The organism is Myxosarcina sp. GI1 (genome assembly GCF_000756305.1).
GTDB lineage: Bacteria > Cyanobacteriota > Cyanobacteriia > Cyanobacteriales > Xenococcaceae > Myxosarcina.
Genome location: NZ_JRFE01000022.1, coordinates 230,201 through 253,478 on the forward strand (window position 1 = coordinate 230,201; position 23,278 = coordinate 253,478).

At 40.4% G+C, this 23,278-nt stretch carries 26 protein-coding genes, 2 tRNA genes and 1 pseudogene; 15 read left to right on the forward strand and 14 right to left on the reverse strand.

What is annotated here, in order from left to right:
* The first annotated feature begins 82 nt into the window (after positions 1–82).
* A tRNA-Ser gene (locus tag KV40_RS16405) sits at positions 83–169 on the forward strand.
* Positions 170–310: 141 nt separating this feature from the next.
* On the opposite strand, the gene gcvT is transcribed toward KV40_RS16405, so the two are convergent.
* Complete coding sequence (gene gcvT, locus KV40_RS16410; RefSeq protein ID WP_036483663.1) at positions 311–1,432, reverse strand: glycine cleavage system aminomethyltransferase GcvT; 1,122 nt, start codon at positions 1,430–1,432, stop codon at positions 311–313.
* 202 nt (positions 1,433–1,634) lie between these two features.
* On the opposite strand from gcvT, the gene KV40_RS16415 reads away from it, so the two are divergent.
* Complete coding sequence (locus KV40_RS16415) at positions 1,635–1,751, forward strand: photosystem II reaction center protein I (protein ID WP_036483666.1); 117 nt, start codon at positions 1,635–1,637, stop codon at positions 1,749–1,751.
* A gap of 84 nt (positions 1,752–1,835) precedes the next feature.
* Positions 1,836–2,021, forward strand: a complete 186-nt coding sequence (locus KV40_RS16420) for a hypothetical protein (protein ID WP_036483667.1) — start codon at positions 1,836–1,838, stop codon at positions 2,019–2,021.
* An 88-nt stretch (positions 2,022–2,109) separates the two neighbouring features.
* On the opposite strand, the gene ctpC is transcribed toward KV40_RS16420, so the two are convergent.
* The gene (ctpC, locus tag KV40_RS16425) at positions 2,110–3,402 is read right to left on the reverse strand and encodes a carboxyl-terminal processing protease CtpC (RefSeq protein WP_036483670.1); all 1,293 of its coding nucleotides are present in this window, start codon (positions 3,400–3,402) and stop codon (positions 2,110–2,112) included.
* A 153-nt stretch (positions 3,403–3,555) separates the two neighbouring features.
* Here ctpC and KV40_RS16430 point away from each other — a divergent pair, with 153 nt between their 5' ends.
* From KV40_RS16430 to KV40_RS16450, 5 genes are all read left to right on the forward strand, one after another.
* On the forward strand, positions 3,556–4,320 hold the full coding sequence (locus KV40_RS16430) for a cell division protein FtsQ/DivIB (RefSeq protein WP_036483671.1): 765 nt from the start codon (positions 3,556–3,558) through the stop codon (positions 4,318–4,320).
* A 222-nt stretch (positions 4,321–4,542) separates the two neighbouring features.
* Positions 4,543–5,799 (forward strand): cell division protein FtsZ, encoded by a 1,257-nt coding sequence (ftsZ, locus tag KV40_RS16435; RefSeq protein WP_036483673.1) that lies wholly within the window; start codon positions 4,543–4,545, stop codon positions 5,797–5,799.
* Positions 5,796–6,608 (forward strand): bifunctional hydroxymethylpyrimidine kinase/phosphomethylpyrimidine kinase, encoded by an 813-nt coding sequence (thiD, locus tag KV40_RS16440; RefSeq protein ID WP_036483675.1) that lies wholly within the window; start codon positions 5,796–5,798, stop codon positions 6,606–6,608. Before ftsZ ends, thiD begins: the two co-directional genes overlap by 4 nt.
* 13 nt (positions 6,609–6,621) lie before the next feature.
* On the forward strand, positions 6,622–7,089 hold the full coding sequence (scpB, locus tag KV40_RS16445; protein ID WP_036483678.1) for an SMC-Scp complex subunit ScpB: 468 nt from the start codon (positions 6,622–6,624) through the stop codon (positions 7,087–7,089).
* Between the two features lie 85 nt (positions 7,090–7,174).
* On the forward strand, positions 7,175–7,522 hold the full coding sequence (locus KV40_RS16450) for a DUF760 domain-containing protein (RefSeq protein ID WP_036483681.1): 348 nt from the start codon (positions 7,175–7,177) through the stop codon (positions 7,520–7,522).
* A 619-nt stretch (positions 7,523–8,141) separates the two neighbouring features.
* On the opposite strand, the gene KV40_RS16455 is transcribed toward KV40_RS16450, so the two are convergent.
* Together KV40_RS16455 and KV40_RS16460 are read right to left on the reverse strand one after the other, a co-directional pair.
* Positions 8,142–9,014: an S-methyl-5'-thioadenosine phosphorylase gene (locus tag KV40_RS16455; RefSeq protein ID WP_036483684.1), complete on the reverse strand. Its 873-nt coding sequence runs from the start codon at positions 9,012–9,014 to the stop codon at positions 8,142–8,144.
* Between the two features lie 173 nt (positions 9,015–9,187).
* Positions 9,188–9,679 carry a hypothetical protein gene (locus KV40_RS16460; RefSeq protein ID WP_036483686.1) on the reverse strand — a complete coding sequence of 164 codons (492 nt, stop codon included), beginning with the start codon at positions 9,677–9,679 and terminating at the stop codon, positions 9,188–9,190.
* A 131-nt stretch (positions 9,680–9,810) separates the two neighbouring features.
* On the opposite strand from KV40_RS16460, the gene KV40_RS16465 reads away from it, so the two are divergent.
* Positions 9,811–10,326, forward strand: coding sequence for a phycobiliprotein lyase (locus KV40_RS16465; RefSeq protein ID WP_036483687.1), 516 nt, complete (start codon positions 9,811–9,813; stop codon positions 10,324–10,326).
* Positions 10,327–10,425: 99 nt separating this feature from the next.
* Here KV40_RS16465 and KV40_RS33440 read toward each other — a convergent pair.
* Both KV40_RS33440 and mnmA read right to left on the reverse strand, forming a co-directional pair.
* Positions 10,426–10,539: pseudogene (locus KV40_RS33440) on the reverse strand (IS1 family transposase); the annotation flags it as partial.
* A 67-nt stretch (positions 10,540–10,606) separates the two neighbouring features.
* Positions 10,607–11,659, reverse strand: coding sequence for a tRNA 2-thiouridine(34) synthase MnmA (gene mnmA, locus KV40_RS16470; RefSeq protein WP_036483688.1), 1,053 nt, complete (start codon positions 11,657–11,659; stop codon positions 10,607–10,609).
* Positions 11,660–11,731: 72 nt separating this feature from the next.
* Between mnmA and KV40_RS32225 the strand changes: the two genes are divergently transcribed.
* Together KV40_RS32225 and KV40_RS16480 are read left to right on the forward strand one after the other, a co-directional pair.
* The gene (locus KV40_RS32225; protein WP_052055695.1) at positions 11,732–12,229 is read left to right on the forward strand and encodes an SPOR domain-containing protein; all 498 of its coding nucleotides are present in this window, start codon (positions 11,732–11,734) and stop codon (positions 12,227–12,229) included.
* Between the two features lie 307 nt (positions 12,230–12,536).
* On the forward strand, positions 12,537–13,814 hold the full coding sequence (locus KV40_RS16480) for an MFS transporter (protein ID WP_036483690.1): 1,278 nt from the start codon (positions 12,537–12,539) through the stop codon (positions 13,812–13,814).
* Between the two features lie 2 nt (positions 13,815–13,816).
* On the opposite strand, the gene KV40_RS16485 is transcribed toward KV40_RS16480, so the two are convergent.
* Positions 13,817–13,890: transfer RNA gene (locus KV40_RS16485), tRNA-Arg, on the reverse strand.
* Positions 13,891–13,959: 69 nt separating this feature from the next.
* Between KV40_RS16485 and moaC the strand changes: the two genes are divergently transcribed.
* Positions 13,960–14,475, forward strand: a complete 516-nt coding sequence (gene moaC / locus KV40_RS16490; RefSeq protein WP_036483910.1) for a cyclic pyranopterin monophosphate synthase MoaC — start codon at positions 13,960–13,962, stop codon at positions 14,473–14,475.
* Here the strand turns inward: moaC and KV40_RS36995 are convergent.
* The 3 genes from KV40_RS36995 to KV40_RS16500 form a co-directional block, all read right to left on the reverse strand.
* Positions 14,459–14,587: a hypothetical protein gene (locus KV40_RS36995; RefSeq protein WP_256381139.1), complete on the reverse strand. Its 129-nt coding sequence runs from the start codon at positions 14,585–14,587 to the stop codon at positions 14,459–14,461. The two genes, moaC and KV40_RS36995, sit on opposite strands and share 17 nt — an antisense overlap.
* A 67-nt stretch (positions 14,588–14,654) precedes the next feature.
* Positions 14,655–15,110 (reverse strand): DUF1810 domain-containing protein, encoded by a 456-nt coding sequence (locus KV40_RS16495; protein ID WP_036483912.1) that lies wholly within the window; start codon positions 15,108–15,110, stop codon positions 14,655–14,657.
* A 178-nt stretch (positions 15,111–15,288) separates the two neighbouring features.
* Positions 15,289–15,585: a hypothetical protein gene (locus KV40_RS16500; RefSeq protein ID WP_036483691.1), complete on the reverse strand. Its 297-nt coding sequence runs from the start codon at positions 15,583–15,585 to the stop codon at positions 15,289–15,291.
* A gap of 26 nt (positions 15,586–15,611) precedes the next feature.
* Between KV40_RS16500 and KV40_RS16505 the strand changes: the two genes are divergently transcribed.
* Together KV40_RS16505 and KV40_RS16510 are read left to right on the forward strand one after the other, a co-directional pair.
* A complete protein-coding gene (locus KV40_RS16505) occupies positions 15,612–15,821 on the forward strand; it encodes a hypothetical protein (RefSeq protein WP_036483693.1) in 210 nt (69 codons plus the stop codon).
* Between the two features lie 79 nt (positions 15,822–15,900).
* Positions 15,901–17,943, forward strand: coding sequence for a thioredoxin domain-containing protein (locus tag KV40_RS16510; protein ID WP_036483696.1), 2,043 nt, complete (start codon positions 15,901–15,903; stop codon positions 17,941–17,943).
* Between the two features lie 13 nt (positions 17,944–17,956).
* On the opposite strand, the gene KV40_RS16515 is transcribed toward KV40_RS16510, so the two are convergent.
* Together KV40_RS16515 and KV40_RS16520 are read right to left on the reverse strand one after the other, a co-directional pair.
* Positions 17,957–19,522, reverse strand: a complete 1,566-nt coding sequence (locus KV40_RS16515) for a Ppx/GppA phosphatase family protein (RefSeq protein ID WP_052055696.1) — start codon at positions 19,520–19,522, stop codon at positions 17,957–17,959.
* 319 nt (positions 19,523–19,841) lie between these two features.
* Positions 19,842–21,056 (reverse strand): lipid-A-disaccharide synthase-related protein, encoded by a 1,215-nt coding sequence (locus KV40_RS16520; protein ID WP_036483698.1) that lies wholly within the window; start codon positions 21,054–21,056, stop codon positions 19,842–19,844.
* 170 nt (positions 21,057–21,226) lie between these two features.
* On the opposite strand from KV40_RS16520, the gene KV40_RS16525 reads away from it, so the two are divergent.
* A complete protein-coding gene (locus KV40_RS16525) occupies positions 21,227–21,472 on the forward strand; it encodes a hypothetical protein (RefSeq protein ID WP_172657300.1) in 246 nt (81 codons plus the stop codon).
* A 107-nt stretch (positions 21,473–21,579) separates the two neighbouring features.
* Here KV40_RS16525 and KV40_RS16530 read toward each other — a convergent pair whose 3' ends face one another.
* Positions 21,580–22,644, reverse strand: a complete 1,065-nt coding sequence (locus tag KV40_RS16530) for an LOG family protein (RefSeq protein WP_036483701.1) — start codon at positions 22,642–22,644, stop codon at positions 21,580–21,582.
* A 228-nt stretch (positions 22,645–22,872) separates the two neighbouring features.
* Positions 22,873–23,196, reverse strand: coding sequence for a thioredoxin (gene trxA / locus KV40_RS16535; protein ID WP_036483703.1), 324 nt, complete (start codon positions 23,194–23,196; stop codon positions 22,873–22,875).
* Positions 23,197–23,278 lie beyond the last annotated feature (82 nt).

Here is a 23,278-nt window from a genome sequence, read left to right on the forward strand (position 1 = left end):
GTTCTTAATGCAGTCTAAAAAATTACTTAGCATTTTGACAAGCAAATTTAAACATGTATAATTATAAACTGCGGCTCAATCTGGAGAGGTGGCCGAGTGGTCGAAGGCGCAGCACTGGAAATGCTGTAACGGGGTGACTTGTTCGAGGGTTCGAATCCCTCCCTCTCCGTCAGGCAAAAAAGCTCTAAAGCACTGCTTTCTTCTTAGATAGATTGGGGGCATCGCTTTGCTAGGGAGCAGGGGGCAAGGGAGATTGGTGGAATATAATTTATCCACTATCCTTTGTTTAATGCTTATAAACAACAATGTGTCACTTATGAGGAGAACGGTAAAAGGGTTTCTTTACCACCATAGCAGGATAGGTTTTACCGCGAATTTCTATCTGTAGTTTTTGTCCGACTTTACTAAAAGGACGCGATACATAAGCCAGCGCAATCGCTTTACCCAAAGTCGGTGACAGCGTACCGCTAGTAACTTCTCCTACAGTTTGATTCTCAAAGATAACAGGGTAGCCATGACGGGCAATATAACGTCCCGCCATCTCCAATCCTACCAGACGGCGTTCGACTCCCTCGGCTTTTTGTCGTTCTAACACCCCTCGCCCGATAAAGTCATTTTTGAAATCTAAATTTACCAACCAACCCAGGCTAGCTTCTAAAGGTGTAGTAGTTTCATCTATATCCTGTCCGTATAGGCTCATTGCCGCTTCCAGGCGCAGGGTATCTCTAGCACCCAAACCACAGGGAATTACGCCAGCCTCAAACAAAAGTTGCCATAATTTCTGAGCGGCTTCAGACTCTAACATGATTTCAAAGCCATCTTCGCCAGTGTAACCAGTTCTAGCAATAAAAGCAGACGCACCCGCAATTTTTATCTGTCGGTGACTAAAGACTGGCATGGCAGTTAAATCTTCTGCTACCAAGGACTGCAATATTTCTGCAGCATGAGGTCCTTGAAGCGCGATTAAAGCACTATCGGAGACATCTTCTAAAGTTACCTCGCTAGCTTTTAAATGACTTAATAACCAAGCTTTATCTTTAGCAGTAGTTGCTGCATTGACAATTAATATTCCTTGCTGTTGTCCCGTTTCTGTTAAGCCTTGATGATAAAAAATAACGTCGTCAATTATTCCCGCACGTTCGTTTAGTAAAACCGTATATTGTGCGTCACCAGGATTTAACCTGGATAAATCTGTAGGAACTAATTTTTGTAGTGTTTCAACTAATTTGTTGCCTACCAAATAAAATTTACCCATGTGGGAAATATCAAACATGCCCGCTTGCGATCGCACTGCTTGGTGTTCTAATTTCAATCCCCCGTACTGTACGGGCATTTCCCAACCCGAAAAAGCCGTAAAGCGAGCTTTTTTTTCTTTAGCTAAGTGAAATAGAGGAGTACGTAATAAGTCTTGATTTGAATTGCGATCGCTCATAAACTCTGGTGTTTTGTTAGTACTAACGATCCTTTATTTAAGGATAAAGTCGATTTATTGTACTGCTTTCGGGTATGATTTAATAATCATGTAATGTTTATTTTTAGCAACTGGTTTTGTAGCTGCCTGCAAAGGAGCAAACTATAAACTAAATCATTGCTGTGTTCGTCAGGATTATTTGACATTTGTAGGAAAGATTAAAATGCTTACTCTCAAAATTATCGTTTATATCACCGTCTTTTTCTTTATTGGACTCTTTGTTTTTGGTTTCCTTTCTAGCGATCCCGCTCGTAACCCCGGTGGTAGAGATCTCGAATAGAAGATTTTCTCAAAGATTGTTTTTTAAAACTGGTGGGGTTGCACTCAACCCCGCTTTTCTATTTTTAGCTATAGTTTTTCGGTTATGACAACCAACGATAATTCGCTCTTATGGTACATAGTCAAACAGCCAGACTCTAACTGCAAAATTATTGAAAGCAGAAATACTCCACCGACAACAGAGCCTCACTGGGGACCTTTTGAAAACCAAGAACAAGCGATCGCCAAAAGAATTGGTTTGATTAGGGCAGGTAAATGTAAACCTCAATAGAATAGGCTCTTTTGAGTAGCGAGTAGAGGCGCACCTCCCGAAGGGTGAGTAAAAAGTTTTTACTGTTGCCTTCTATACTTCCTACTTTCTACTTTTTACTTGCCTGACTACCCGATCCCTGTTTGGCTTTAATCTCACCCGATAAAATATCTACGGCTTTGAGAAATTGAGGATCTTGTCTGGTTCCGACTAAATTGCGATCGCTCTGTAGTTTTTCTCTTTCTTCATCGCTGAGATCGATAATTACATCGGGGGGAATACCTTCTTTATTAATATCTCTGCCGTCGGGAGTCAGGTACTTAGCGATCGTCACTGCCAGGCCGGAACCATCTCCTAAAGAACGAACCGACTGTACCAGTCCCTTACCAAAAGTTTGCGTACCTACTAGAAGAGCGCGTTCGTTATCTTGCAAAGCACCAGAAAGAATTTCGCTAGCACTTGCCGAACCGCCATCAACAAGCACGACCAGTGGTTTATCAGTCAAAGCTTTATGATTGGCAGACTTAGTATCGTTGATTCCCTTACGATCTACTGTCGAAACAATCTTTCCTTCTTGCAACCACATTCTGGCAATATCAATACTAGAGTAGAGCAAGCCTCCAGGATTAGAGCGCAAATCGAGAACATAACCTTCTACCTGTTGCGATTCAAAATCTTCAATTGCCTGACGCATTTCTGTTGCTGCCTGGGCGCTAAATTGAGTCAGTCGGATATAGCCGACTTTTCCAATTTCGGTGTCTTTTATACTGGCGCGTACGGGATGAATTTCAATGCGAGCTCTAACAATATCGTAACTGTTAGTCCTGCCACTGCGATCGATAGTCAAATTTACTTTACTACCAGGCTTACCGCGAATTAGCTTGACCGCATCGTTGACATCCATTCCTTTAGTATCTACGCCGTCGATTTTAGTAATGATGTCTTTAGCTAAAATTCCCGCTTCAAAAGCTGGAGTATCTTCAATTGGAGCAATGACAATTAAGCGATCGCTTTCTTCGTCTTTAGCAATTTGAATTCCCACACCAGTTAATTCTCCAGAAGTATCGATCTGCATGTTCTTAAACTCTTCTGGATCCATAAACCGCGTATAGGGATCTCCAAGCTGCGCTAGCATGTCTCGAATTGCCTGATAAGCTTGCTCCTTATCTTGATAATTTTTTTCTAGATATTCTTGACGAACTTTTACCCAATCTTTATCGTTAAAGCTGGTATCGACATATTGATAATTAATAATTTGCCAAACTTCATCTACTAACTCTTTGGGGCTATCTTGAAAAAAAGCTTGACTATGAGATAAATGAATTCCTGCTCCTGTTACCGCTATAGTCGAAAGAGCTACAGCAGTCGTTCCTAAAACGAGTCCGCGTTTGGTATTTATCATAAGTAAAAAAAAATATTTGTCGGTGGCAGACTAGACTAAATCATTCGGTAAACCTTAATTTATCATAGGTAATTTTTTAAAGCAGTGTTGTAAACTCACACTTTACTTACACTTTACCCACACTTCATGCAATTCTTAGTTAATTTATAGTCTATGGTAAAATCTTTATCTTCCAAACTAGAACATCTCAGGCGAAAACAGCAACGAGAGCGTAGGCGATCGCTTTGGCGAGCAATAGTTACGATTGGTGGCGCGATCGCTATAACTGGGGTCGGTACATCTTCCTATTGGCAAATAAAAGGAGATACTCAAGTTCAAATCGAAGGAGAAAATTTGGTTTCAGAAGCTGCTATTCATGCGCTCTTAGATTTAAAATATCCTCAGTTTTTAGGAGCTACGCCAAGTCAGAAACTCGCCCAAAAATTAGAATCTATTCCTGCTATTGCTACCGTGAGAGTCAGCAAACAAACTATTCCCCCAAAGCTAACGATTTTTATTCGGGAAAGAGTTCCCGTAGCTTTAGCTTTATCGGCAGGAAAAGTCGGGTTTTTAGATGCTGAAGGAACTTGGATTCCTTCCTATTTATATAAAGATTTAAAGACAAATTTTTCACTTCCCCAACTAAAAGTCATTAATTTTCCCTTGCAGAGTCGGGCTTCCTGGACGGAACTCTATCGTTTGATCTCAGCCTATTCTGCCGTTGAAATTACCGAAGTTCGTTGGGATGAATCCGAGGGTTTATTCTTAAAAACCGAGTTAGGAATGGTGTATTTAGGTTCGGACATGTCTCAACTTGAAGATCGCTTTAAGGTTATGGTGCGTCTAAAAAATTTGCCAGAACGCTTTGATTCTAGCAAAATTGCTTTTATCGATTTAAGCAATCCCCAACAAAATTTGATTCAAAAGTACCGTAATTAACAAAAATCGTAAAAAATCTGTATTTTTACGTATTGATATTTCAGTATTTACTCTTAAAATAAGCAAAAGTAGTAACTGAAGTTTAGAATTAATTGCTTAATAGTTATAAAAACTTAAATATTTCCAGCTAATTAACTATATTAGATAATAATTAAGCTAAGAAAAAATCGAAAATCAATTTTGTATAGAAGAAAACATTAAGGAGAATCTCTTTATACGCCCATGACAGCCAACCACAGAGTTTTTCAGCTTCACAATAATCAAGTTAACTACAGCTCCGAGTCAACTTCAGCTAAAGCAAGTAGCTATGCTAGCAATGGAATCGGAATTCCTTTTCACGCAGGTGGTAATTCTCAAATTCCCAAAGAAGAAATGAGAGGTAATAAAATTGTGCCGAGCAACGTCGCTAAAATCAAAGTGATTGGAGTTGGTGGTGGTGGTTGTAATGCCGTAAATCGCATGATCGAAGGTCAGATAGCGGGAATTGAATTTTGGGCGGTAAATACGGATGCCCAGGCACTCAACCACGCACAGGCACCGCAAAAACTACAGATAGGACAAAAAATTACTAGAGGGTTGGGTGCGGGTGGTAATCCAGCAATTGGTCAAAAAGCAGCAGAGGAATCGCGAGATGAAATTGCTCATGCCTTAGAAAATACAGATTTAGTTTTTATTACCGCAGGTATGGGTGGCGGTACGGGAACAGGTGCGGCTCCCATTGCAGCAGAAGTTGCCAAAGAAATGGGCTGTTTGACTGTGGGTGTAGTAACTCGTCCTTTTACTTTTGAAGGTAGAAGGCGCAATAGCCAAGCAGTTAAAGGAATAGAGGCTTTGGCTAGTCGTGTAGATACTTTAATTACAATTCCCAATAACCAGTTGCTCTCGGTGATTTCTCCCGAAACTCCAGTACAACAGGCATTTGCTTATGCAGACGATATTTTACGCCAGGGCGTACAGGGGATTTCTGACATTATTACCATTCCAGGTCTGATCAACGTTGACTTTGCCGATGTTAGAGCAATTATGGCGGATGCGGGTTCGGCTTTGATGGGCATAGGAACTGGTTCGGGTAAATCTCGTGCAAGAGAGGCTGCTGTAGCTGCGGTTTCTTCACCCTTACTCGAAACTCCAATTGATGGTGCTAAAGGTGTCGTGCTAAATATTACTGGTGGTAAAGATCTAACTCTTCATGAGGTCAATGCCGCAGCAGAAAGCATCTATGAAGTAGTGGATGAAGAAGCTGAGATCATTTTTGGCGCGGTTATCGACGAAACTATGGATAGCGAGGTGCGGATCACGGTCATTGCTACTGGTTTTGAAGGCGATAAAAGTGAGGAAGTTATGGAACCAGAACGGCAAGAACCCAGCATTTTTACTTCCATGCCTCAGTCAGAAAGAACCCGAACTCCCGAACCAGTTAGCGATCGCAGTAGAATTGAAATTCCCGACTTCTTACAAAGAAGACGCTTTACCAAATGATAACTAATGTAGCTCTAACTATTGCTGGTTCTGACAGTGGTGGTGGTGCGGGAATTCAGGCGGATTTAAAAACTTTTGCCTTTCACTGCGTTCATGGAGCTAGTGTTTTGACTTGCGTAACTGCACAAAATACTACAGGAGTTGCAGCAGTCGAGGCGATCGCGCCATCAATGGTTAAAGCTCAAATTGAAGCAGTAACTCAAGATCTTAAAGTCGATGCGCTCAAGACAGGAATGCTCTTGAATCGAGAAATTATTGAGACGGTAGCAGAGCAATTACAAAAGCTAAATCTGAGTCAGTTAGTTGTCGATCCCGTAATGGTATCTCGTACGGGATCGCGTTTGCTTGACGAAGCTGCCGTCACTAGTATGCAACAGTACTTGTTACCACAAGCGGCAATCGTTACACCCAATCTTTATGAAGCTCAAATTTTGAGCGGTAGGGAAATTAATAATCTAGAAGATCTCAAACAAGCGGCGATCGCCATTTACGAGGAATTAGCAGGAGCAGTAATTTTAGCTAAAGGGGGTAGTCTATCGGGAAAGTTTCGGGGCAGCGATGTTTGGTTTGATGGTAATAAGCTCGAAGTATTAAAAGTAACGCCAGTTAACACGAATAATACTCACGGTACGGGCTGTACTCTCTCAGCCGCAATCTGCGCCAATTTAGCCTTAGGTAAAGATTTATGGTCGAGCGCGATCGCAGCCAAACAATATGTAACCAAAGCTCTTGAATATGCTTTAGATATTGGTGCGGGTCACGGTCCAGTAGGACATTTTTTTCCGTTACTAAATAACCGATCATTTTGAGTAGGAGCGATCTTTGAAGCTAGCAAATAAAATAGAAGCAATTTTTTATATTAAGGGCAAGCCTCTTAACTTGGCGGAAATTGTTGGCTATCTAGATTGTGACTTTGAGGCAGCTGAAGATGCTTTAATTGAGTTGATGAACGATTATGCCCATCGCGACACGGCATTAGAAATTGTAGAAACTTCCGCAGGATATAGTTTACAGCTTAAGCCTGCTTATGCCAACCTGTTACAGGAGTTAGTCCCTGCCGAACTAGGCAAAGGAGCATTGCGAACCCTGGCGGCAGTAGCTTTAAAAAACCCCATACTGCAAACCGAATTAATTGAGTTACGCGGTAGCAGTGCTTATCAGCAAGTAGCAGAATTAGTACAGTTGGGGTTTATTCGCAAACGAGAACAAGCCGATGGACGCTCTTATTGGCTAGAGGTGACTGATAAATTTCATCAATACTTTGAAATCAACGATTTGACTGCCCTTTGAGAGGTTATCCGAAAATTTATTACTAGCGGATATGGACAAATTTATGTCAAAGTAGTAGAGAATTACATCCAACTTTGGGTAACGAATGATATTTAATTTTGATTTTTCAGATTCCGAACAGCAAGAAAAAAACTACAATACTCTGATGCAGTATTTGCGCCAGCAGCAACCAGAAGTGTTAGCGCAAATTGCTCAGTCCGCTAGTCCTGAAGTCAAACAAATTATTTCTCAAAATGTCCAAGGTCTGGTAGGAATGTTGCCTACGGGGGATTTCAATATTAAAATTACTACCGATCGCGAAAATTTAGCTCATCTTTTAGCTTCAGCGATGATGACTGGCTATTTTTTATGCCAGATGGAAAAGCGCATGGATTTAGAAGAAAGTATTGCCGAGTCTAATTCTCTTTCGGATAAATCATCGGATATTGAGTGAGAGAGATAAATCAATAACAATAAAACTTTGAGAAAATCTCAATTTAATTATTTGCAGCGAACACCTGTCAGCAACTAGCTCGTGCGTAGCTACAAAAAAATAGCAAGACTAATTGTATAACTTGCTACTTGACTAGTATGTCTAAAAAATTTACCGAATTGGATTTTCCAGCTAAATATATAGCAGTGGACAGAAGAATTAGGACATCTCAAGCTACTGAAAGCTTTATAAATTAAATATTTTAATTTTTGACTTTTGACTTTTACTATAACTGTCCGATTTCTTGAAATAATCCAAACTAAAACTGCTCACGCCTTTGACATTACTTTACACTGCAAATTTAACCGCCTTTGGAAAAAGTTAGCATGATTAGAATTGACAATAGCATTCCAGGACTTAGTAATAGAACGAGAGTTAATAGTTCGCTAGAAGTCATTAAGTTAAAAAAATTTGTCGAGATTGATTTAGTATTTTTAGGCTAACTCTTTATGAGCAAGATGGTATCGAACTAAATATTTTGTTAATAAATCTACTATAGCAATTCTCAATTTCGGTGGATATGTCTCTAGGTACTAATTCGCTGAAGCACCGTTAATAAGCAAACGTAATTTGGTTCGAGCTATAAATATTTTTGTATTAATAGAGACAGTTTTTCTTTAGTCATAGCAGGGATTTTATCGGGCGGAGTTAGAATGGCGTATTTTAAAGCCAAATGTGCCTCAGATTCAGGGGGATTGGTACTAATCCTATTAACGGTTTCTCGAATGACTCGTTGAGCATTGACGGCGTTGCGTTGGAGGTTCTCGATTATCATTTCTACAGTTACGCTGCCGTGGTCGGGATGCCAGCAGTCATAGTCGGTAACTAAAGCCAAAGTGGCATAGGCAATTTCTGCTTCTCTAGCTAATTTAGCTTCAGTTAAGTTAGTCATACCCACTACCGTTGCTCCCCAACTGCGATATAAATTTGATTCGGCTTTAGTAGAAAATGCAGGTCCTTCCATACATACATAAGTACCACCGCGATGCAGGGTAACTTCAGATAAATCTAAAGAATCGATCGCCTCAGCAAGAACCTTAGCTAGATTGGGACAGACAGGATCGCCAAAAGCAATATGAGCGATTAACCCTTCCCCAAAAAAGGTGGCGAGGCGATTTTTGGTGCGATCGATAAACTGATCGGGAACTACCAAATCTAAAGGTTTGACAGATTCTTTAAGTGAACCTACTGCCGAAGCGGAAATAATGTATTCTACTCCCAACTGTTTTAAAGCATGAATATTAGCGCGAAACGGCAGTTCTGAAGGTAACAAATGATGATTGCGTCCGTGACGTGGCAAAAAGGCGACGGTAGTATTATCTAATTGACCGACGATTAAAGCATCAGAAGGTTCGCCAAAAGGCGTTTGTAGCTCGATCTCTTTGAGATTTTGCAGCGCGTCCATTTTGTACAAACCGCTACCGCCAATAATGCCAATTCTTGCTTCTACCATATCTGTCTTATTTACCAATTATTTTAAGGATTTAAAGCCTATAACATGTTAAAGGGAAGATCGCTATAACTTTCTTTAACCTTTAACCTTTCCCTTACATCCTTCGCTTGTTTGCCGTCCATTGATGACGATGAGGATTTAACCCTATGAGCCGCAATTATTCTAACGGAAAATTAATCGGCTTCGGAAATTAAAATTAAAGGTACCAGTTCTTCGGCTGGTGAAATAGTTACGCTACTCAAAATGCGATCGCCAATAGCACGGGTAATTATTTGATTGAGGCGGCGAACTTCAGGACAGGAATTGTACCGATAATAAATTTCAAAAATTCGCTGCTGCTTGATTAATCTCGGATTTTTCTTGTCGGGTACCTCCTTACGTTTTTTGCGAAGATAAATATCGGGTTTTTCGCTTCTGTCTTTGATATCTGGTAGGGTGTCTTCTCGCTCGTGCCACCAATAGCCTTTATAAACTATGCTTTTAGAACTTTGATAGAGTTTTAGACTCGCTAATGAAGGAATATATAAAGAATAAAAATCTCCCTCTTTAACTACTTGAAAACATCCCCAATCTTTTTCTTGTCGATTGAGTAATTTGGCGATCGCATCTTCTAGTAAAACTAATTTGCTTATTGTCCGCTCGGTTGTTAGTGCTTCAATCGTCATTATTTAAATCGCTAAAATTATTGCTATAGCTTGCCAAAAATTACTAACTATGCAGTGCAAAATAGGGCAGATATTATGAAAAAATCTCTATAATTCTATAAAATTTTTAGTAGAGAAACAGTTTATTTTTGATGGATATAAAAGAATTTTTAGATTTGAACGCTGGTAAATGGTTTAGTCAGCGCACCAATTATTTGACTGGCGATAAAGCTCAAAGCGGTAAAGCCGATTTGACAGTGGAGCTTTTAGCCTCAGATAATTCTACAATAGTTAACCTTTGTCAAAACGAACGAATCGATCCCCAACATAGCTTGGGTGGTCTATCTACTAGCTGGGATAGCTCGGTAGATTGGGGAAAACCCAAACAGATTGGTTCGGTAGTCATGGTATTTATTGCCGATGACAGTAGCGATCGCACTGGTAAAGTATTGCGTCAGGAAAACGGTAAGGCTCAGGGCAGCTATACTCTAGGAGACGATGGAGCTTTGACTGTAGTTGTGGAAACCGACAGCATTATTGCTGAAGAACGTCAGTGGTTTGCTAGCGATAATTTAAGACTGAGAACTACAGTAGTAACAGATAAAGTAACTAAAGCGATCGTTCAGACTTCTTTTTATTCAGAGATTCGTAAAGCACCTGCTAAGTAAGTAGATTGCTAGAGAAGTAATTATGATGGCGAATACACCAGCAGTTCTAGAAATCTTGCCTTTGCAACTCAAGGCGTTGCAAAATAAATAGACGATCGATTAAAAAACAGGCAAAGTCCAGTGTTTAAGATAATAGGTGAGAAGTCGAATTGAGGCTTCAAGCATCTCAACTGATTTTGAGTAACAGAATGTTTTACGATGCAAACGAGCAATCGGCATTACGAGGTATTTTTCTTCATCATAATTACTATCATACTTTATCTGTGCAACGCCCGTTTTTTTATGGTCGCTTAATAATTCCGCCACCAAGTAAGACTTCGCCGTCATACCAAACTGCTGCTTGACCTGGGGTAATACCAAATTGGGGTTCGTCAAATACCAGGCGAAAATTATCGTCTTCTAGAGGAATTATGTTTACTGGTACTGGTTTGGCGCGATAGCGAATCTGTACTTCAGCGCGAATTGGTGTGCTAGGCTCAGCTATTGAAACCCAGTTAACTCGCGACACCGTGCATTCTATATTACCGCCAGAGGTGCGATCGCCGACAATCACGCGATTCATTACAGGGTCGAGTTTGACGACATATAACGGTTCGGCAGCAGCAATACCCAAACCTTTTCTCTGTCCGATAGTGTAATGGTGAATGCCTTGATGTTTGCCTAGCACTTTACCTTCTAGATCGACTATATCTCCTTCTTTTCGCTCGATGTAGCGGTCTAAAAATGTCCGCATTGAACCGTGAGCCTCAATTAAACACAAATCTTGGCTTTCAGGTTTATCGGCAGTTGTCAGAGCAAATTCACTAGCAGTTTTTCTAGTTTCTTCTTTGGTGCGATCGCCCAAGGGAAAGACCGAACCTGCTAGCAACTCCTGAGTTAAATCGTAGAGAAAGTAAGTTTGGTCTTTGTTACGGTCTACGGCTCTCAATAACTGGTATCTTTCTGTAGTTTTGTCGTAGTTAATTCGAGCGTAATGACCAGTCGCGATCTTATTAGCACCAAGCTTTTCTCTAGCATACTCAAGCATCGGTGCAAACTTAACCGTTCGGTTGCATTGCGAACAAGGTAAAGGTGTAACTCCCGCTTCATAACCAGCTACTAAATAATCGACAATATTAGCTTGGAATACCTCCCGACTATCAACAACGTGATGGGGAATATTTAATTCTTCGCAAATACGGGCTGCATCTACCATGCCTTCAGAACAGCACTGCCCTTTACCCTTCATTAACCAGAGGGTAAGACCGATTACTTCGTAACCTTGATGGTGGAGGGTGGCAGCGGCAACAGAACTATCAACGCCACCAGATAAGCCGACAACGACCTTGTTCATGGAACTTTACAATTTTGTTAACTTCAATAATTATTAAGGGTATTTTTAAAATAGTAGGCTCGTCTTTTTATTATGACAAATAAGTTAAATTCTCAGGCTGCTAATTATCTATCGTTAGTAATTTCATCAACGATGATGCGAACGCTACTCGGCATGGGATTATTAATTATAGCTACTGCTGTCCCTACAAAGGCACAGAGCGATAAGTTTATTACCGAACTTTTACCACCACCTCCTCCTGTAGCCTCTCCCAATCGAGTTGCCGAACCTCAATACAAACCAATAGTACCAGTAGATCTCGATCCTCCTACCTACACTAGTAAAGAACCACCGCGAGAATATACTTTTAGTGCGCCACCACCAGAAGACGATCGAGATTACCGAGTAGAAGTATTTGGTAACGAACGAGAATTATTAGATCGAGTTAGAGCGATCGAACCCAAAGCTTTTCAAAAAGGCAATGTAATTCAGGTGGGAATTTTTAGTCGTCAGGATAACGCTGAAGATTTAGTTCGTAAGCTTGCTGTAGAGGGGTTTTGGGCGAGAATTATTATTAGCGAAAGCTATTAATTGAGTTTCGACCATGACTGACAATACGATTATTTGAAATAAATTGCTTAAGTTCCTTAATAGTTAACTTTTTAAAATCAGTCGTTATAAAACCTTCAACTTCCAATTGCTAGATAATTTAAATAAAGATTCGGTTATGTCTCAAGTTTTAAGTAGTCAAGATTGCTAAAGTCTTTTCAGCTTTTATATATCTGTATATCAAAAGTCGGAAAGCGGTTTTTGTTAAGAAACGTTAAGATAAGTTATAGTCGGGGGATAACATTTACTAAATTGCCCTCATCGTTGGCAATATTGACTTAAAAAATTTGTGAGAGCCTGGAACGTTTTAGAAGCAAATACCAAACGCAACTTAGCCATTCTATTTTTTACTGGTCTGTTGTTTTGGATTAGCATTACTTTATTATTACCAACTTTACCCGCTTACGTACAGGATGTGGGAGGAACTACGCAACAAGTTGGTTTGGTAATGGGTAGTTTTGCCATTGGGTTATTGTGTTCTCGTACCTGGTTGGGTAGAGTTGCCGATCGCCGCAGTCGTAAAATAGTCATTTTAATTGGACTTACCGTTGCTGCGATCGCGCCAATTTGTTACTCTATTGTGCAGTCAATTGGGGGGTTAGCAGCAATTCGCGCTTTTCATGGAATTAGCATCGCCTCATTCACCATTGGCTACAGTGCTTTAGTAGTAGATTTTGCACCTCGCCAACAACGAGGAGAGTTAATTGGCTACATGAACTTAGCAGTACCTACGGGAATGTCTATCGGTCCTGCGTTGGGAGGATTTTTACAGGCATACAGTGCCAGATGGCAGTGGGATTTTTTAGCTGAAGGCACTGGTTACGAGGTTATTTTTTGGACTTCTTCGCTGTGTGGAATTACAGGCTTTGTTTTAGCCAGTCGCCTACAAGAGGCAGCTGGAAATAAAGAAATATTAGAAAAAGAACCAATTAATTCTAGCGATCGCAACTTTTGGGAGCTTTCACAAAATCCCGCCTTAGTAATTCCCGCTACGATTTTACTTTTGGTCGGTTTGGTTTTTGGCACTATGGTGGCTTTTTTGCCTTTATTCGTGCGCGAGTTAGATATTGCTTTTAATGTTGGCTTATTTTACACGACGGTAGCAATTGCCTCGTTTTCGGTGCGTTTATTTGCTGGCAAGGCAAGCGATCGTTACGGACGGGGTTTATTTATTAGCGGTAGCCTTATCTGCTACATTATTTCTATGACTTTACTGGCTAATGCCGAAACTGCCCCCACTTTGTTGCTAGCAGCATTAGCAGAAGGAGCGGGAGCGGGTATTTTAATTCCTCTAACTTTGGCACTGATTTCCGACCGCTCTTATGCCAACGAACGAGGTAAAGTTTTTGCCCTTTGCATGAGTGGTTTCGATCTGGGAATTGCTTTAGCAGGTCCCGTATTAGGAGCTTTAGCTTTTAGTTTGGGCTATCGCGGTTTATTCTCCCTGGCGGCTTGTTTGGCACTAACCGCACTGGTTATTTTTGTTACCCAGTCTAGTAAAAATATCCGTCAGTCTTTTAATTTTGCCTTGGGTAAGGTGCGCGATGCTTACGCGATCGATTGTTAATACGGGCGAGAAGGGATTTGAACCCCTGACTCCATGGTTCGTAGCCATGTGCTCTAATCCACTGAGCTACACGCCCCTAGTTAAGTTAATTGGTTTCATCCAATTTACTCAACGATTTATGATGTTAGCACGACAACATTGTTTTATGCAAGATAATGATAATTTTAATTCTCTATCTCATCTCAATGAGACAGGAGAAGCACAAATGGTAGATGTTTCTGCCAAACAGCCGACACGTCGTCAAGCAATAGCCGCAGGCAGAATTAGGATGTCTGAGTCTACTTTAGAAGCGATCGAAGCAGGAAACGCGCCAAAAGGCGATGTCATTGGTACGGCAAAGCTAGCAGGAATTATGGCAGCCAAACAAACGGCAAATCTGATTCCCCTATGCCATCCTTTGCCCTTAAGCAAAATCGAAGTAAAAATAACTTGCGATCGCAATTTACCAGGCTATCAAATTCGCGCTTCGGTAATAACTAAAGCCGAAACGGGAGTAGAGATGGAAGCTTTAACTGCCGTATCTGTTGCCGCTTTAACTCTATACGACATGGCAAAAGCTTTAGAAAAATCGATGCAGATTGAAAATATATGTTTGCTCGGTAAAACTGGCGGTAAATCTGGAGATTATTTTGTTGAAGGGATGACTACATCAGATCTGTAGGCAATTCTTTATAACTGGGAATTTTCTTGGAAGTAAATAACTGTCCGTGAATTGGTTTGTAATGGAGATCGCCTCGTCCAGTAGTGTCTGTATCGATCGCTAAACTCGGCATACTGTCGGGATAAGTAAACGAAATTGCATTCCGATTGAAAGTTCGTATGGCTATAACTGCGAGGGTTCTATTCGAGTTTTTCTAATAATTGAAGTGTTTTATCATCTCGATTGCCTTGAAAATATTTATCTAAAACGCGATCGAATACCGAATCTGATGCGACAGAAGAAAACAATGTCATAGACGATTTGAGTTTGAGATTGTCTGGGTAGCCAAAAATTTCTGAAACCGATCGCCCTTGAACGGCAATCACTACTTTGGCACATTCTCTCAATCTCGAACCAAGAACGGGATGATTTATATATGCCAACGCCTCTTCTCGGCTTTTGATGGCGTAATATTTAGAAGTTTGACTCTGTCCTAATCCTGCAAACTGCGGAAATATATACCATATCCAATGGGATTTTTTATTGCCATTGTTTAACTCTGCTAGAGCGCGATGATAAACTTCTTCTTGTGCGCTAATAAAGCGATTTAAATTAAAAGGATCGTCAGGATTGGTGTTATTGGTTACTTTTATCATATTTGTTTGCTCCATCTATACCAGCGATGGTAATAGTCGATTGCTACTCGATTTTTGTGACTTTTAAATGTTGACTACAGATCGATAAATTTTCCTCGGTTCCCTGCTCCTTTGCAGTTTATCTGTATCTTTATTTTATGGAATTGTATAACCTGCTTGCGTTTCAACACTATTGAAACTAGTAAAAAGGAATTATAGTTTTAAAAAATTTTCTAATTTGCAATAAAAAAATTAGTTCTTCAATATCGGAATTCAACTCTTGAGGATATGCTCTTTCAGCCAGTTTAGCTTCTAGTTCTGCGTATTCTGCCGCACTTAATGGTTTGCTGTCTATAGGCGATCGCGCTTCTAAAATTATCTCAGTGCGGAGGATTTCTTCGGGAATATCGTCTGGCGGTGGTAATGCCCAAGCCGATTTTGCGGCGAAGTTCGCTACTATACTTATAGTCAAAGCCAACACTGAAAGTTGTTTCATTTTGCTAGGGGAGGTGCGATCTTACTTTGTCAATCGAAAAACGCCTGGAAGTATTCAGCAAGTTACCTCTAAGAGCGCAGTTAGCTACTATCGCTTCATCTAAAGCTAATGTCGTGCTATCTAAGAATTCAGAATACATTGCTGCTCTAGAACGCATTCACCAGAAATCTCTAGCAACAGCTACACCTGAAGCTCTAGAAGCATATCACAAAGCCAAAGAAATTCTTAACAGTTAACAGTCAGTTAGAACAGCTTCGATTGTATATAGACTGCTGCAATCGCTATGCAACTTCAAACTATTAACCACTAACTATCATGCCCAATCAGCTAGCAAATACTCAAAGTCTGTATTTACGCAAACACGCCGACAATCCGATCGATTGGTGGTATTGGTGTGACGAAGCTTTAGAATTAGCCAAACAAAACAATAAGCCAATTTTTTTGTCTATAGGCTACTCAAGCTGTCACTGGTGTACGGTAATGGAAGGCGAGGCATTTTCCGATGAGGCGATCGCCAGCTATCTCAACACCAACTTTCTGCCGATCAAAGTAGACCGTGAAGAAAGACCAGACATCGACAGCATTTATATGCAGGCGCTACAGATGATGATCGGACAAGGAGGATGGCCTCTCAATATTTTTCTCACGCCAGATAAACTAATTCCTTTTTACGGCGGAACTTACTTTCCCGTCGAACCTAAATACGGTCGCCCTGGTTTTTTAGAAATTCTTCAGGCAGTTCGCCGTTTTTACGACAAAGAAACAGAAAAGCTGGAAAATTTGACCGAAGAAATTTTTAAAAATCTTCAGCAGTCAACCAACTTGCCTACAGGTAAAGCTAATATTCTTAGCGAAGAATTGTTAAATCGCGGCATGGAAACTAATACGGCCGTACTTAGTCCCAACGATTTTGGTCGTCCTAGCTTTCCAATGATTCCCTATGCAGCTTTGGCTTTACAAAATAGCCAGCAAGAAAGCTCTGAATATAATGCCACCGAACTAGCGCGACAAAGAGGACTAGATTTGGTGCTGGGAGGAATTTTCGACCATGTAGGAGGGGGGTTTCATCGCTACACTGTTGATTCTACCTGGACTGTGCCTCACTTTGAAAAAATGCTTTATGATAATGGGCAGATTTTAGAATATCTGGCTAACTTATGGAGTAGTGGGTTTCAAAAACCTGCAATCGAACGAGCGATCGCGCTAACGGTAGAATGGTTAAAACGCGAGATGACTTCGGCTCAAGGGGGACTATATGCCGCTCAAGATGCCGATAATTTTACTACTCCCCAAGCCGCAGAACCAGAAGAAGGCGAGTTTTACGTCTGGAGTTACCAAGAGTTAACCGACTTGCTGTCTTCAGAAGAACTAAGCCAGCTACAGGCAGAATTTACCGTTACTCCCGAAGGAAATTTTGAGGGTAAAAATGTACTTCAGCGTTTGGGAATAGAACAATTATCCGAGACTTTGAATAGTGCCTTAGCAAAACTATTTGCAGTTCGTTATGGTAAGGCAGCCTCTGAGATCGATAGTTTTCCTCCTGCAAAAAACAATCGGGAAGCTAAAAGCAAAGACTGGTTAGGACGCATTCCACCAGTTACCGATACTAAAACCATCGTTGCCTGGAATAGCTTGGTCATTTCAGGATTAGCCAGAGCTTATAGTGTATTTAAAGAACAATCTTATTTAGATTTGGCGATCGCAGTAGTTGAGTTTATTTTAGATAATCAGTGGCAAAGTGGACGCTTACACCGTCTTAACTACGATGACAGAGTGAGTGTGTTAGCACAATCAGAAGATTACGCTTTATTAATCAAAGCTCTACTAGATTTACAGATGGCTTGTCCGCAAGATGCTCGATGGTTAGAAAAAGCGATCGCGCTTCAGCAAGAGTTCGATCGCTTTTTCTGGAGCGAAGAGGGTGGCTACTATAACAATGCTGCCGATGGTGGTAAAGAATTACTAATACGCGAGCGCAGCTATATGGACAATGCTACTCCTGCTGCTAACGGTACGGCAGTTGCTAATCTGGTGCGTTTGGGTTTATTAACCGAAGATACTGACTATCTAGAACGTGCCGAAACCGCCTTGAAAGCTTTCAGCACTATTATGGAGCGATCGCCCCAAGCCTGTCCTAGTTTGTTTGTTGCCTTAGATTGGTTGCTTAACGGCACTTTGGTTAAAACTACTGCCGAACAATTAGCTAAGTTAATTCCTAACTATTTTCCCACTACCGCTTTTCGTTTGGAACCTAATTTACCTCAAGGTGCAGTAGGTTTAGTCTGCCGCGGTTTATCCTGTCTGGAGCCAGCAACAAGCGAACGACAATTATTAAAGCAGTTAACAATGAACAGTTAACAATGAACAGTGTTTACCGAGCCGTTGATAATTGCTCATTGCTCATTAAGCTTTTTTTGATTTCAACCTCTCGTTTCATCGCCTGTGCCAATACCTCAGAGCTTCGTTGTGCTGCCCAAATCTCTACCTCAAGATTGTCTGCGCCAGAAACTGCAATCTCTAGTTTTTCTTCCGACACCTGGCAATAAATTTGTTTGACACGTTGATTCTTGGTTTTGTTTAAAGCAACAGCAACTCTTAAAATTCCCGAAAGTTTTTTAATTAAATGACGATGATGTTTGGAGAGTTTTTTAAACTTCTTATGTTTCTTGCTTGGTTTGGCTTTAGTGTGATAGCGAGTCAAATGCCTGATTAACAATATTTCTTCATCGGTAAACCCTCTCGGATTGGTTCGTCTAATAATATAGCGCGAGTTTTTATGATGTTTGCGGAAAGAAATAAACTGTCCGATGTCATGGAGTAAAGCAGCAAACTCCAAAATTTCTCGTTCGTAATCTCCGTATTGGTGCAGTTTCTGAGTTTGGTCAAAAATTTGTAGTGCCAAATGAGCAATGTGAGAATTTTCTTCCCAATCAGACTCGTATTTGTGAACTAGATGCGCTGCTTTACGATGTCGCAAATTTTTGAGTTCAAAAGAAGCCGCAACCTCTTGGGAATGCCGTTCTAAATAGTCTAAAACCATCCCTTCTCGCAGGGAGGCATCACAAAGAGTAATTTCTTTTACTCCCACCATATTTAATAGCTGTACTAATAACACTCCGCCTAAATGAATTGCGTCGGCACGTTTGTTGCTTACTTCATCAACTTCGGCACGTTCTTCTAAATCCATTTCCAGCAGTTTCTGAGTTAATTCGCCAAGATCTTCTAACCCTACGACTTCAGCGTTAACCGACTGTAAGGATTCGCCACCAGCAGCGATATGCGCCGCCTCACCCATAGTACGGATAGTTCCCGAGGTACCAATTACTCGCTCAAAACCAATATGGTGTATCTTATCTAAAATTTCTTTGGCAACGAAGCGAATATGTGCCTCTAGAACTCCTCGTCCCTCCACTCCAACAGGTCCCTTATCTTCAAACATATCTAGTAGGCGCTGAACTCCCAAAGGCATACTGTCGCTATAAAAAATTTCGTAGCGATCGCCCACAGCAGCCTCCGTACTGCCACCACCAATATCTAGAATTAAAGCTTTGTCATCTTCCAGAGCGATTGAGTTGCGGACAGCAAGAAAAATTAATCTCGCCTCTTCTTTTCCCGAAATAATTCTCGGACACAGACCAGTTTGAGCTACTACTTCGTTTAAAAAATCTTCGCCGTTTTGCGCCTCGCGAATCGCACTAGTTGCAGCAGTAATAATCTCATCTACTCCCATACGCTCGGCTAGTCGAACATAGCGACTAATAGTTTCCAGACCGAGTTCAAAAGCGCGATCGCTCAAGCGATTAGAAGCAAATACCCCCGCTCCCAATTTTGCCATTTCTTTCTCGCGATCGAGAATATTAAAGCTATACTTGCTGGTTGCTTCGGCAATAATCATGTGAATGGAGTTGGTACCTATATCGATCGCAGCTAACTTCATTTATCTAAATATTAAAAAATTAATTTAACTATGTTTATTAGTGAACTTTCGGCAATCGACCTTAGTTATTTCGTGGTACAATACTATTTATTATTATTAATTATTACGACCGTACTAAAAGTATCACTACGTACATTATTTCTTATTTTGTAACAACAAAGAAATCGATTGACGTTTTAATATTTCGATACAATTTAAACTTTACTCGATAGGTCAACAAATACCGTTTAATATGCTGCATGAGCAATTAGTAGTTAGCAAATAACACTTTTGTAGCTAAACTGTTGTTGTTAACTGTTTATTGTTCATTGTTCACTGCTTAAAACCGCTCCAATAATTTTTCCTGTAAGCATAAAGCAATTCTTTTAGACGCGCCAGCACTTCCCATTCGTCGCTTACCGTTTGTGGAGATCGCTTCTAACTGTTGAGGATTATTAAGAACTGCAAACATAGTATTAGCTACCTGTCGCTCGTTCGCTACTAAAATAACCGAACAGCCTAGCAAGCGAGTTTGCGCTTCGGCAAAAGCATAGGTAAATTGCGGACCTTTTCCTGGCATGGTAACTACAGGTTTGCCCAAACCGACAAACTGTTCCGTAGCCGTACCTGCCATCGCGATCGCTATATCTGCCTGTTGCAAGCAGCAAGCATAAGCATTTTGAGTAAGATATAATGTGGCGTTGGCACGAGTTAAAACGGAAGTTGCAGTAAGATACCAACCTTGAGTAATTACATATTCTACAAACGGATTGAGATTTACATTAGGCGCGATCGCCGCTAAAAATTCTAGTTTGACGTGGCTGAAGCGATCGATTACTCCCGATACTGCGGAAATTATTTGTTGCCAATTATGTAAAGATTCTGGCATTCTCGAACCAGGTAACAGCAACACAGTTACTCGCTCTCGTCTTTTCTCAATCTTAATAGGTTTTTCACACTCCAAATCGTCCATCATGGGATTTCCCAAATCGTAGGTAGAAATTGACGACCATCGCTGTAGAATTTTTGCTGTCAGGGTGTCTCTAGGAAAAACAGCTTTACAGCGCGAATTAGCCATCAACCAGCGTTCCCAAGGCAAATACACCGAACCAAACCAGCGTTCTAAACTAGAAGTTTTGGGCAACCACCCTGTTTCGTCTCTCAAATAATATTCTGACTTAGCCGTTCCTACAAAAGCAAAGTTACTACTACTCAACCAGGCATAGAGTAACGGAACTATGTCTCCTACTGCCAGAATCGACCATTCTTTACTTAATTTTCTAACAAGTCTTATTTGTTCTATGGTTAGCCCAATCAAACCGCCGCGAACGTCTTGCCACAAATTATTACTTTCCATATAGATAAAGCCACCAGAAGGCATTTGTCGCACTTTACCAACAATGGGAATGTTAGATTGGGTATAGGCGTGTCCTTCTCCGACGATTGGCAAAGCCGCTAACTTTAATTTGTAAGACGTTAGCTGTTGTAATTGTTTTATAATACGAATAGCAATTACATCTTCTCCATGACCGTTACTTAAAATTAGTAGCTTCATTAGTTTTCATGGCGATTGCCGTTCGTAGAGATTTTTACGAGAGAAAAAATTAGTTAGTCGCGATCTTTTTTTTAGAATTGCTTTTAATTTACAATTTTTTAGTTCGACATCAAATAACAATCGTTTTAATCGTTTTGATTAATTTACTAATTACACTACTTAATGTGTACTTGGCAATTAAAATTTTACAATTACGATCGATAGTCAAACGCATAACCGCAATTGTAATTAACTACGAAAACTATTTTAGTTATGTACTAGCGCTCGCACCACAAATTATCTATCGCGGACACGGTAACATTCATCTTTTTAGACACCGCTATCAAATTTTACAGCTACAGGTGCAAAAAATACGTCAAATTTTGTTATTGCTTAGTTGGAGTTATCGGGTTTGGCGGAGATATGTCAAACAGTAGTTTGTGAAGGGAACGGGGAATAAGGAACAGTGAACATCGAACATTGATAAATGCTAAATGTTAAGCAATCGTACGTTCATTGGTAAAATCTTTTTACTTGCTACTTGCTACTTTCGTTCTGGATGTTCGGTAGCTTCACAAGGTTGACCAGATTGATTGATAATATTAATTAACTGATACAAACGTCCAAAGTTACGCTGGTTGAAGTAAAATACCAAACGAGGTAATTTGGCGGTTTCATCATCTCGTTCTTCTGGCAGTGCCTTACTTTTAACAATTTTTCCTTTAGCCAAAATATCGCTAAAGTCTTGATTTAGTTGTTCGACTGTGGTGTCACTCAACTCAGAATTAAGGCGAATTACAAACCGATCGCCAACGTAGCGACTGGAGTGATATTCGCGATAAAAATTTTGAATTGTCTGGCAAGCTGTTTCAACATTGTCGGTAATAGTGTATAGACTCGGATCGTCTGGACTAACCAAGCCGCGATCGCACAATTGTTGATGAATATAATCATTCCATAAGTGCCAATAGTCTCCACCAGGCTTGTCGATTAAAACTAAAGGTACGGGACCATACTTACCTGTTTGACAGAGAGTTAGAGTTTCAAAAGCTTCATCTTGAGTTCCAAATCCGCCAGGAAACAGCGCGATCGCATCGCTTTCACGTAAAAAGAATAGTTTGCGGGTAAAAAAGTATTTAAAATCGATAAGTTTGTCATCGCCGTCAATTGCCTGGTTGGCATTTTGCTCGAATGGTAACTTAATATTAAGACCAAAGGAGTTAACTCTACCCGCTCCTTCGTTGCCAGCCTGCATAATACCCCCTCCAGCACCAGTAATTACCATAAATCCTAACTGGGTAATGCATCGTGCAAAATCGACTGCCATTTGGTACTCAGCAGTGTTTTTTTCTATTCTGGCAGAACCGAAAATGGCTATTTTCCTAACGTGGCGGTAAGGATAAAACTTTTTAAACCCTTGTTCTAAATCTTCTAATGATGCCGTAAGTATTTTCCAATCCAAACGTTCGGTATCTTCTTTAGCTATTCTAACTAGTACCGCTAACGCTCGTTCGATCCACTGTTTGTTTTTATGTTCGCCCAAGCTACCGAGTAATTCTCCGATCTCTTGGGTAAGCAATAACTTCGATTGAGGGGAAGATAAAACCATATAATAATTGACTACGGCTATATATATTGTAGCTATCTAATTGTCATTACCCAAGCTTTAGTAACCTCGGTTACATTTTGAGGAGTAGAAAGTCTTTTTACCTAAAGCCTAAAGTCCAGTTCCTTTGAAACAATAAAAATAGCTTTAGCTTACTTTCAGGGGAAAGCTTTGCCAAAGCCACAGTAATAATATTATGTTTAATTTTTTTATACTTAATACCGAGAAAAACTAAAGATATTTTTCTAAAGTATTAGCCAATGTCGTTTTAGGTACTGCACCTACTACCATATCCACACGCTGTCCATCCTTAAAAATCATTAAGGTAGGAATGCTACGAATACCGTATTGGCTAGCAACTTGAGGATTTTCGTCAGTATTTAACTTGACTACTTTTACCTGTCCTTCATATTGCTCGGCTATTTCTTCGACTACTGGGGCAACCATGCGGCAAGGTCCGCACCAAGGTGCCCAAAAATCTACGAGTACGGGAACTTCGCTTTCTAAAACTTGTTCCGTAAAACTGGAATCTGTTACTGGGGCAGCTGCTGACATGCCTATTAAATCCTTATTTAGCATAATTCTATTTAATATTACAAGATTTTATCACAATCGGAGACTACCCTATAGATAGATA

Excerpts from the sequence above, each read along its gene's own strand:
- trxA (WP_036483703.1), bottom strand. The coding sequence starts at position 23,196 with ATGTCAGCAGCTGCCCCAGTAACAGATTCCAGTTTTACGGAACAAGTT.
- KV40_RS16515 (WP_052055696.1), bottom strand. The coding sequence starts at position 19,522 with ATGAAGTTAGCTGCGATCGATATAGGTACCAACTCCATTCACATGATT.
- KV40_RS16455 (WP_036483684.1), bottom strand. The coding sequence starts at position 9,014 with ATGGTAGAAGCAAGAATTGGCATTATTGGCGGTAGCGGTTTGTACAAA.
- KV40_RS32225 (WP_052055695.1), top strand. The coding sequence starts at position 11,732 with ATGACAAATAAGTTAAATTCTCAGGCTGCTAATTATCTATCGTTAGTA.
- KV40_RS36995 (WP_256381139.1), bottom strand. The coding sequence starts at position 14,587 with ATGCCGAGTTTAGCGATCGATACAGACACTACTGGACGAGGCGATCTC.
- mnmA (WP_036483688.1), bottom strand. The coding sequence starts at position 11,659 with ATGAACAAGGTCGTTGTCGGCTTATCTGGTGGCGTTGATAGTTCTGTT.
- KV40_RS16460 (WP_036483686.1), bottom strand. The coding sequence starts at position 9,679 with ATGACGATTGAAGCACTAACAACCGAGCGGACAATAAGCAAATTAGTT.
- KV40_RS16450 (WP_036483681.1), top strand. The coding sequence starts at position 7,175 with ATGATATTTAATTTTGATTTTTCAGATTCCGAACAGCAAGAAAAAAAC.
- ftsZ (WP_036483673.1), top strand. The coding sequence starts at position 4,543 with ATGACAGCCAACCACAGAGTTTTTCAGCTTCACAATAATCAAGTTAAC.
- ctpC (WP_036483670.1), bottom strand. The coding sequence starts at position 3,402 with ATGATAAATACCAAACGCGGACTCGTTTTAGGAACGACTGCTGTAGCT.
- KV40_RS16415 (WP_036483666.1), top strand. The coding sequence starts at position 1,635 with ATGCTTACTCTCAAAATTATCGTTTATATCACCGTCTTTTTCTTTATT.
- thiD (WP_036483675.1), top strand. The coding sequence starts at position 5,796 with ATGATAACTAATGTAGCTCTAACTATTGCTGGTTCTGACAGTGGTGGT.
- KV40_RS16520 (WP_036483698.1), bottom strand. The coding sequence starts at position 21,056 with ATGAAGCTACTAATTTTAAGTAACGGTCATGGAGAAGATGTAATTGCT.
- KV40_RS16465 (WP_036483687.1), top strand. The coding sequence starts at position 9,811 with ATGGATATAAAAGAATTTTTAGATTTGAACGCTGGTAAATGGTTTAGT.
- KV40_RS16420 (WP_036483667.1), top strand. The coding sequence starts at position 1,836 with ATGACAACCAACGATAATTCGCTCTTATGGTACATAGTCAAACAGCCA.
- gcvT (WP_036483663.1), bottom strand. The coding sequence starts at position 1,432 with ATGAGCGATCGCAATTCAAATCAAGACTTATTACGTACTCCTCTATTT.
- KV40_RS16495 (WP_036483912.1), bottom strand. The coding sequence starts at position 15,110 with ATGATAAAAGTAACCAATAACACCAATCCTGACGATCCTTTTAATTTA.
- KV40_RS16430 (WP_036483671.1), top strand. The coding sequence starts at position 3,556 with ATGGTAAAATCTTTATCTTCCAAACTAGAACATCTCAGGCGAAAACAG.
- KV40_RS16510 (WP_036483696.1), top strand. The coding sequence starts at position 15,901 with ATGCCCAATCAGCTAGCAAATACTCAAAGTCTGTATTTACGCAAACAC.
- KV40_RS16530 (WP_036483701.1), bottom strand. The coding sequence starts at position 22,644 with ATGGTTTTATCTTCCCCTCAATCGAAGTTATTGCTTACCCAAGAGATC.
- moaC (WP_036483910.1), top strand. The coding sequence starts at position 13,960 with ATGCAAGATAATGATAATTTTAATTCTCTATCTCATCTCAATGAGACA.
- KV40_RS16500 (WP_036483691.1), bottom strand. The coding sequence starts at position 15,585 with ATGAAACAACTTTCAGTGTTGGCTTTGACTATAAGTATAGTAGCGAAC.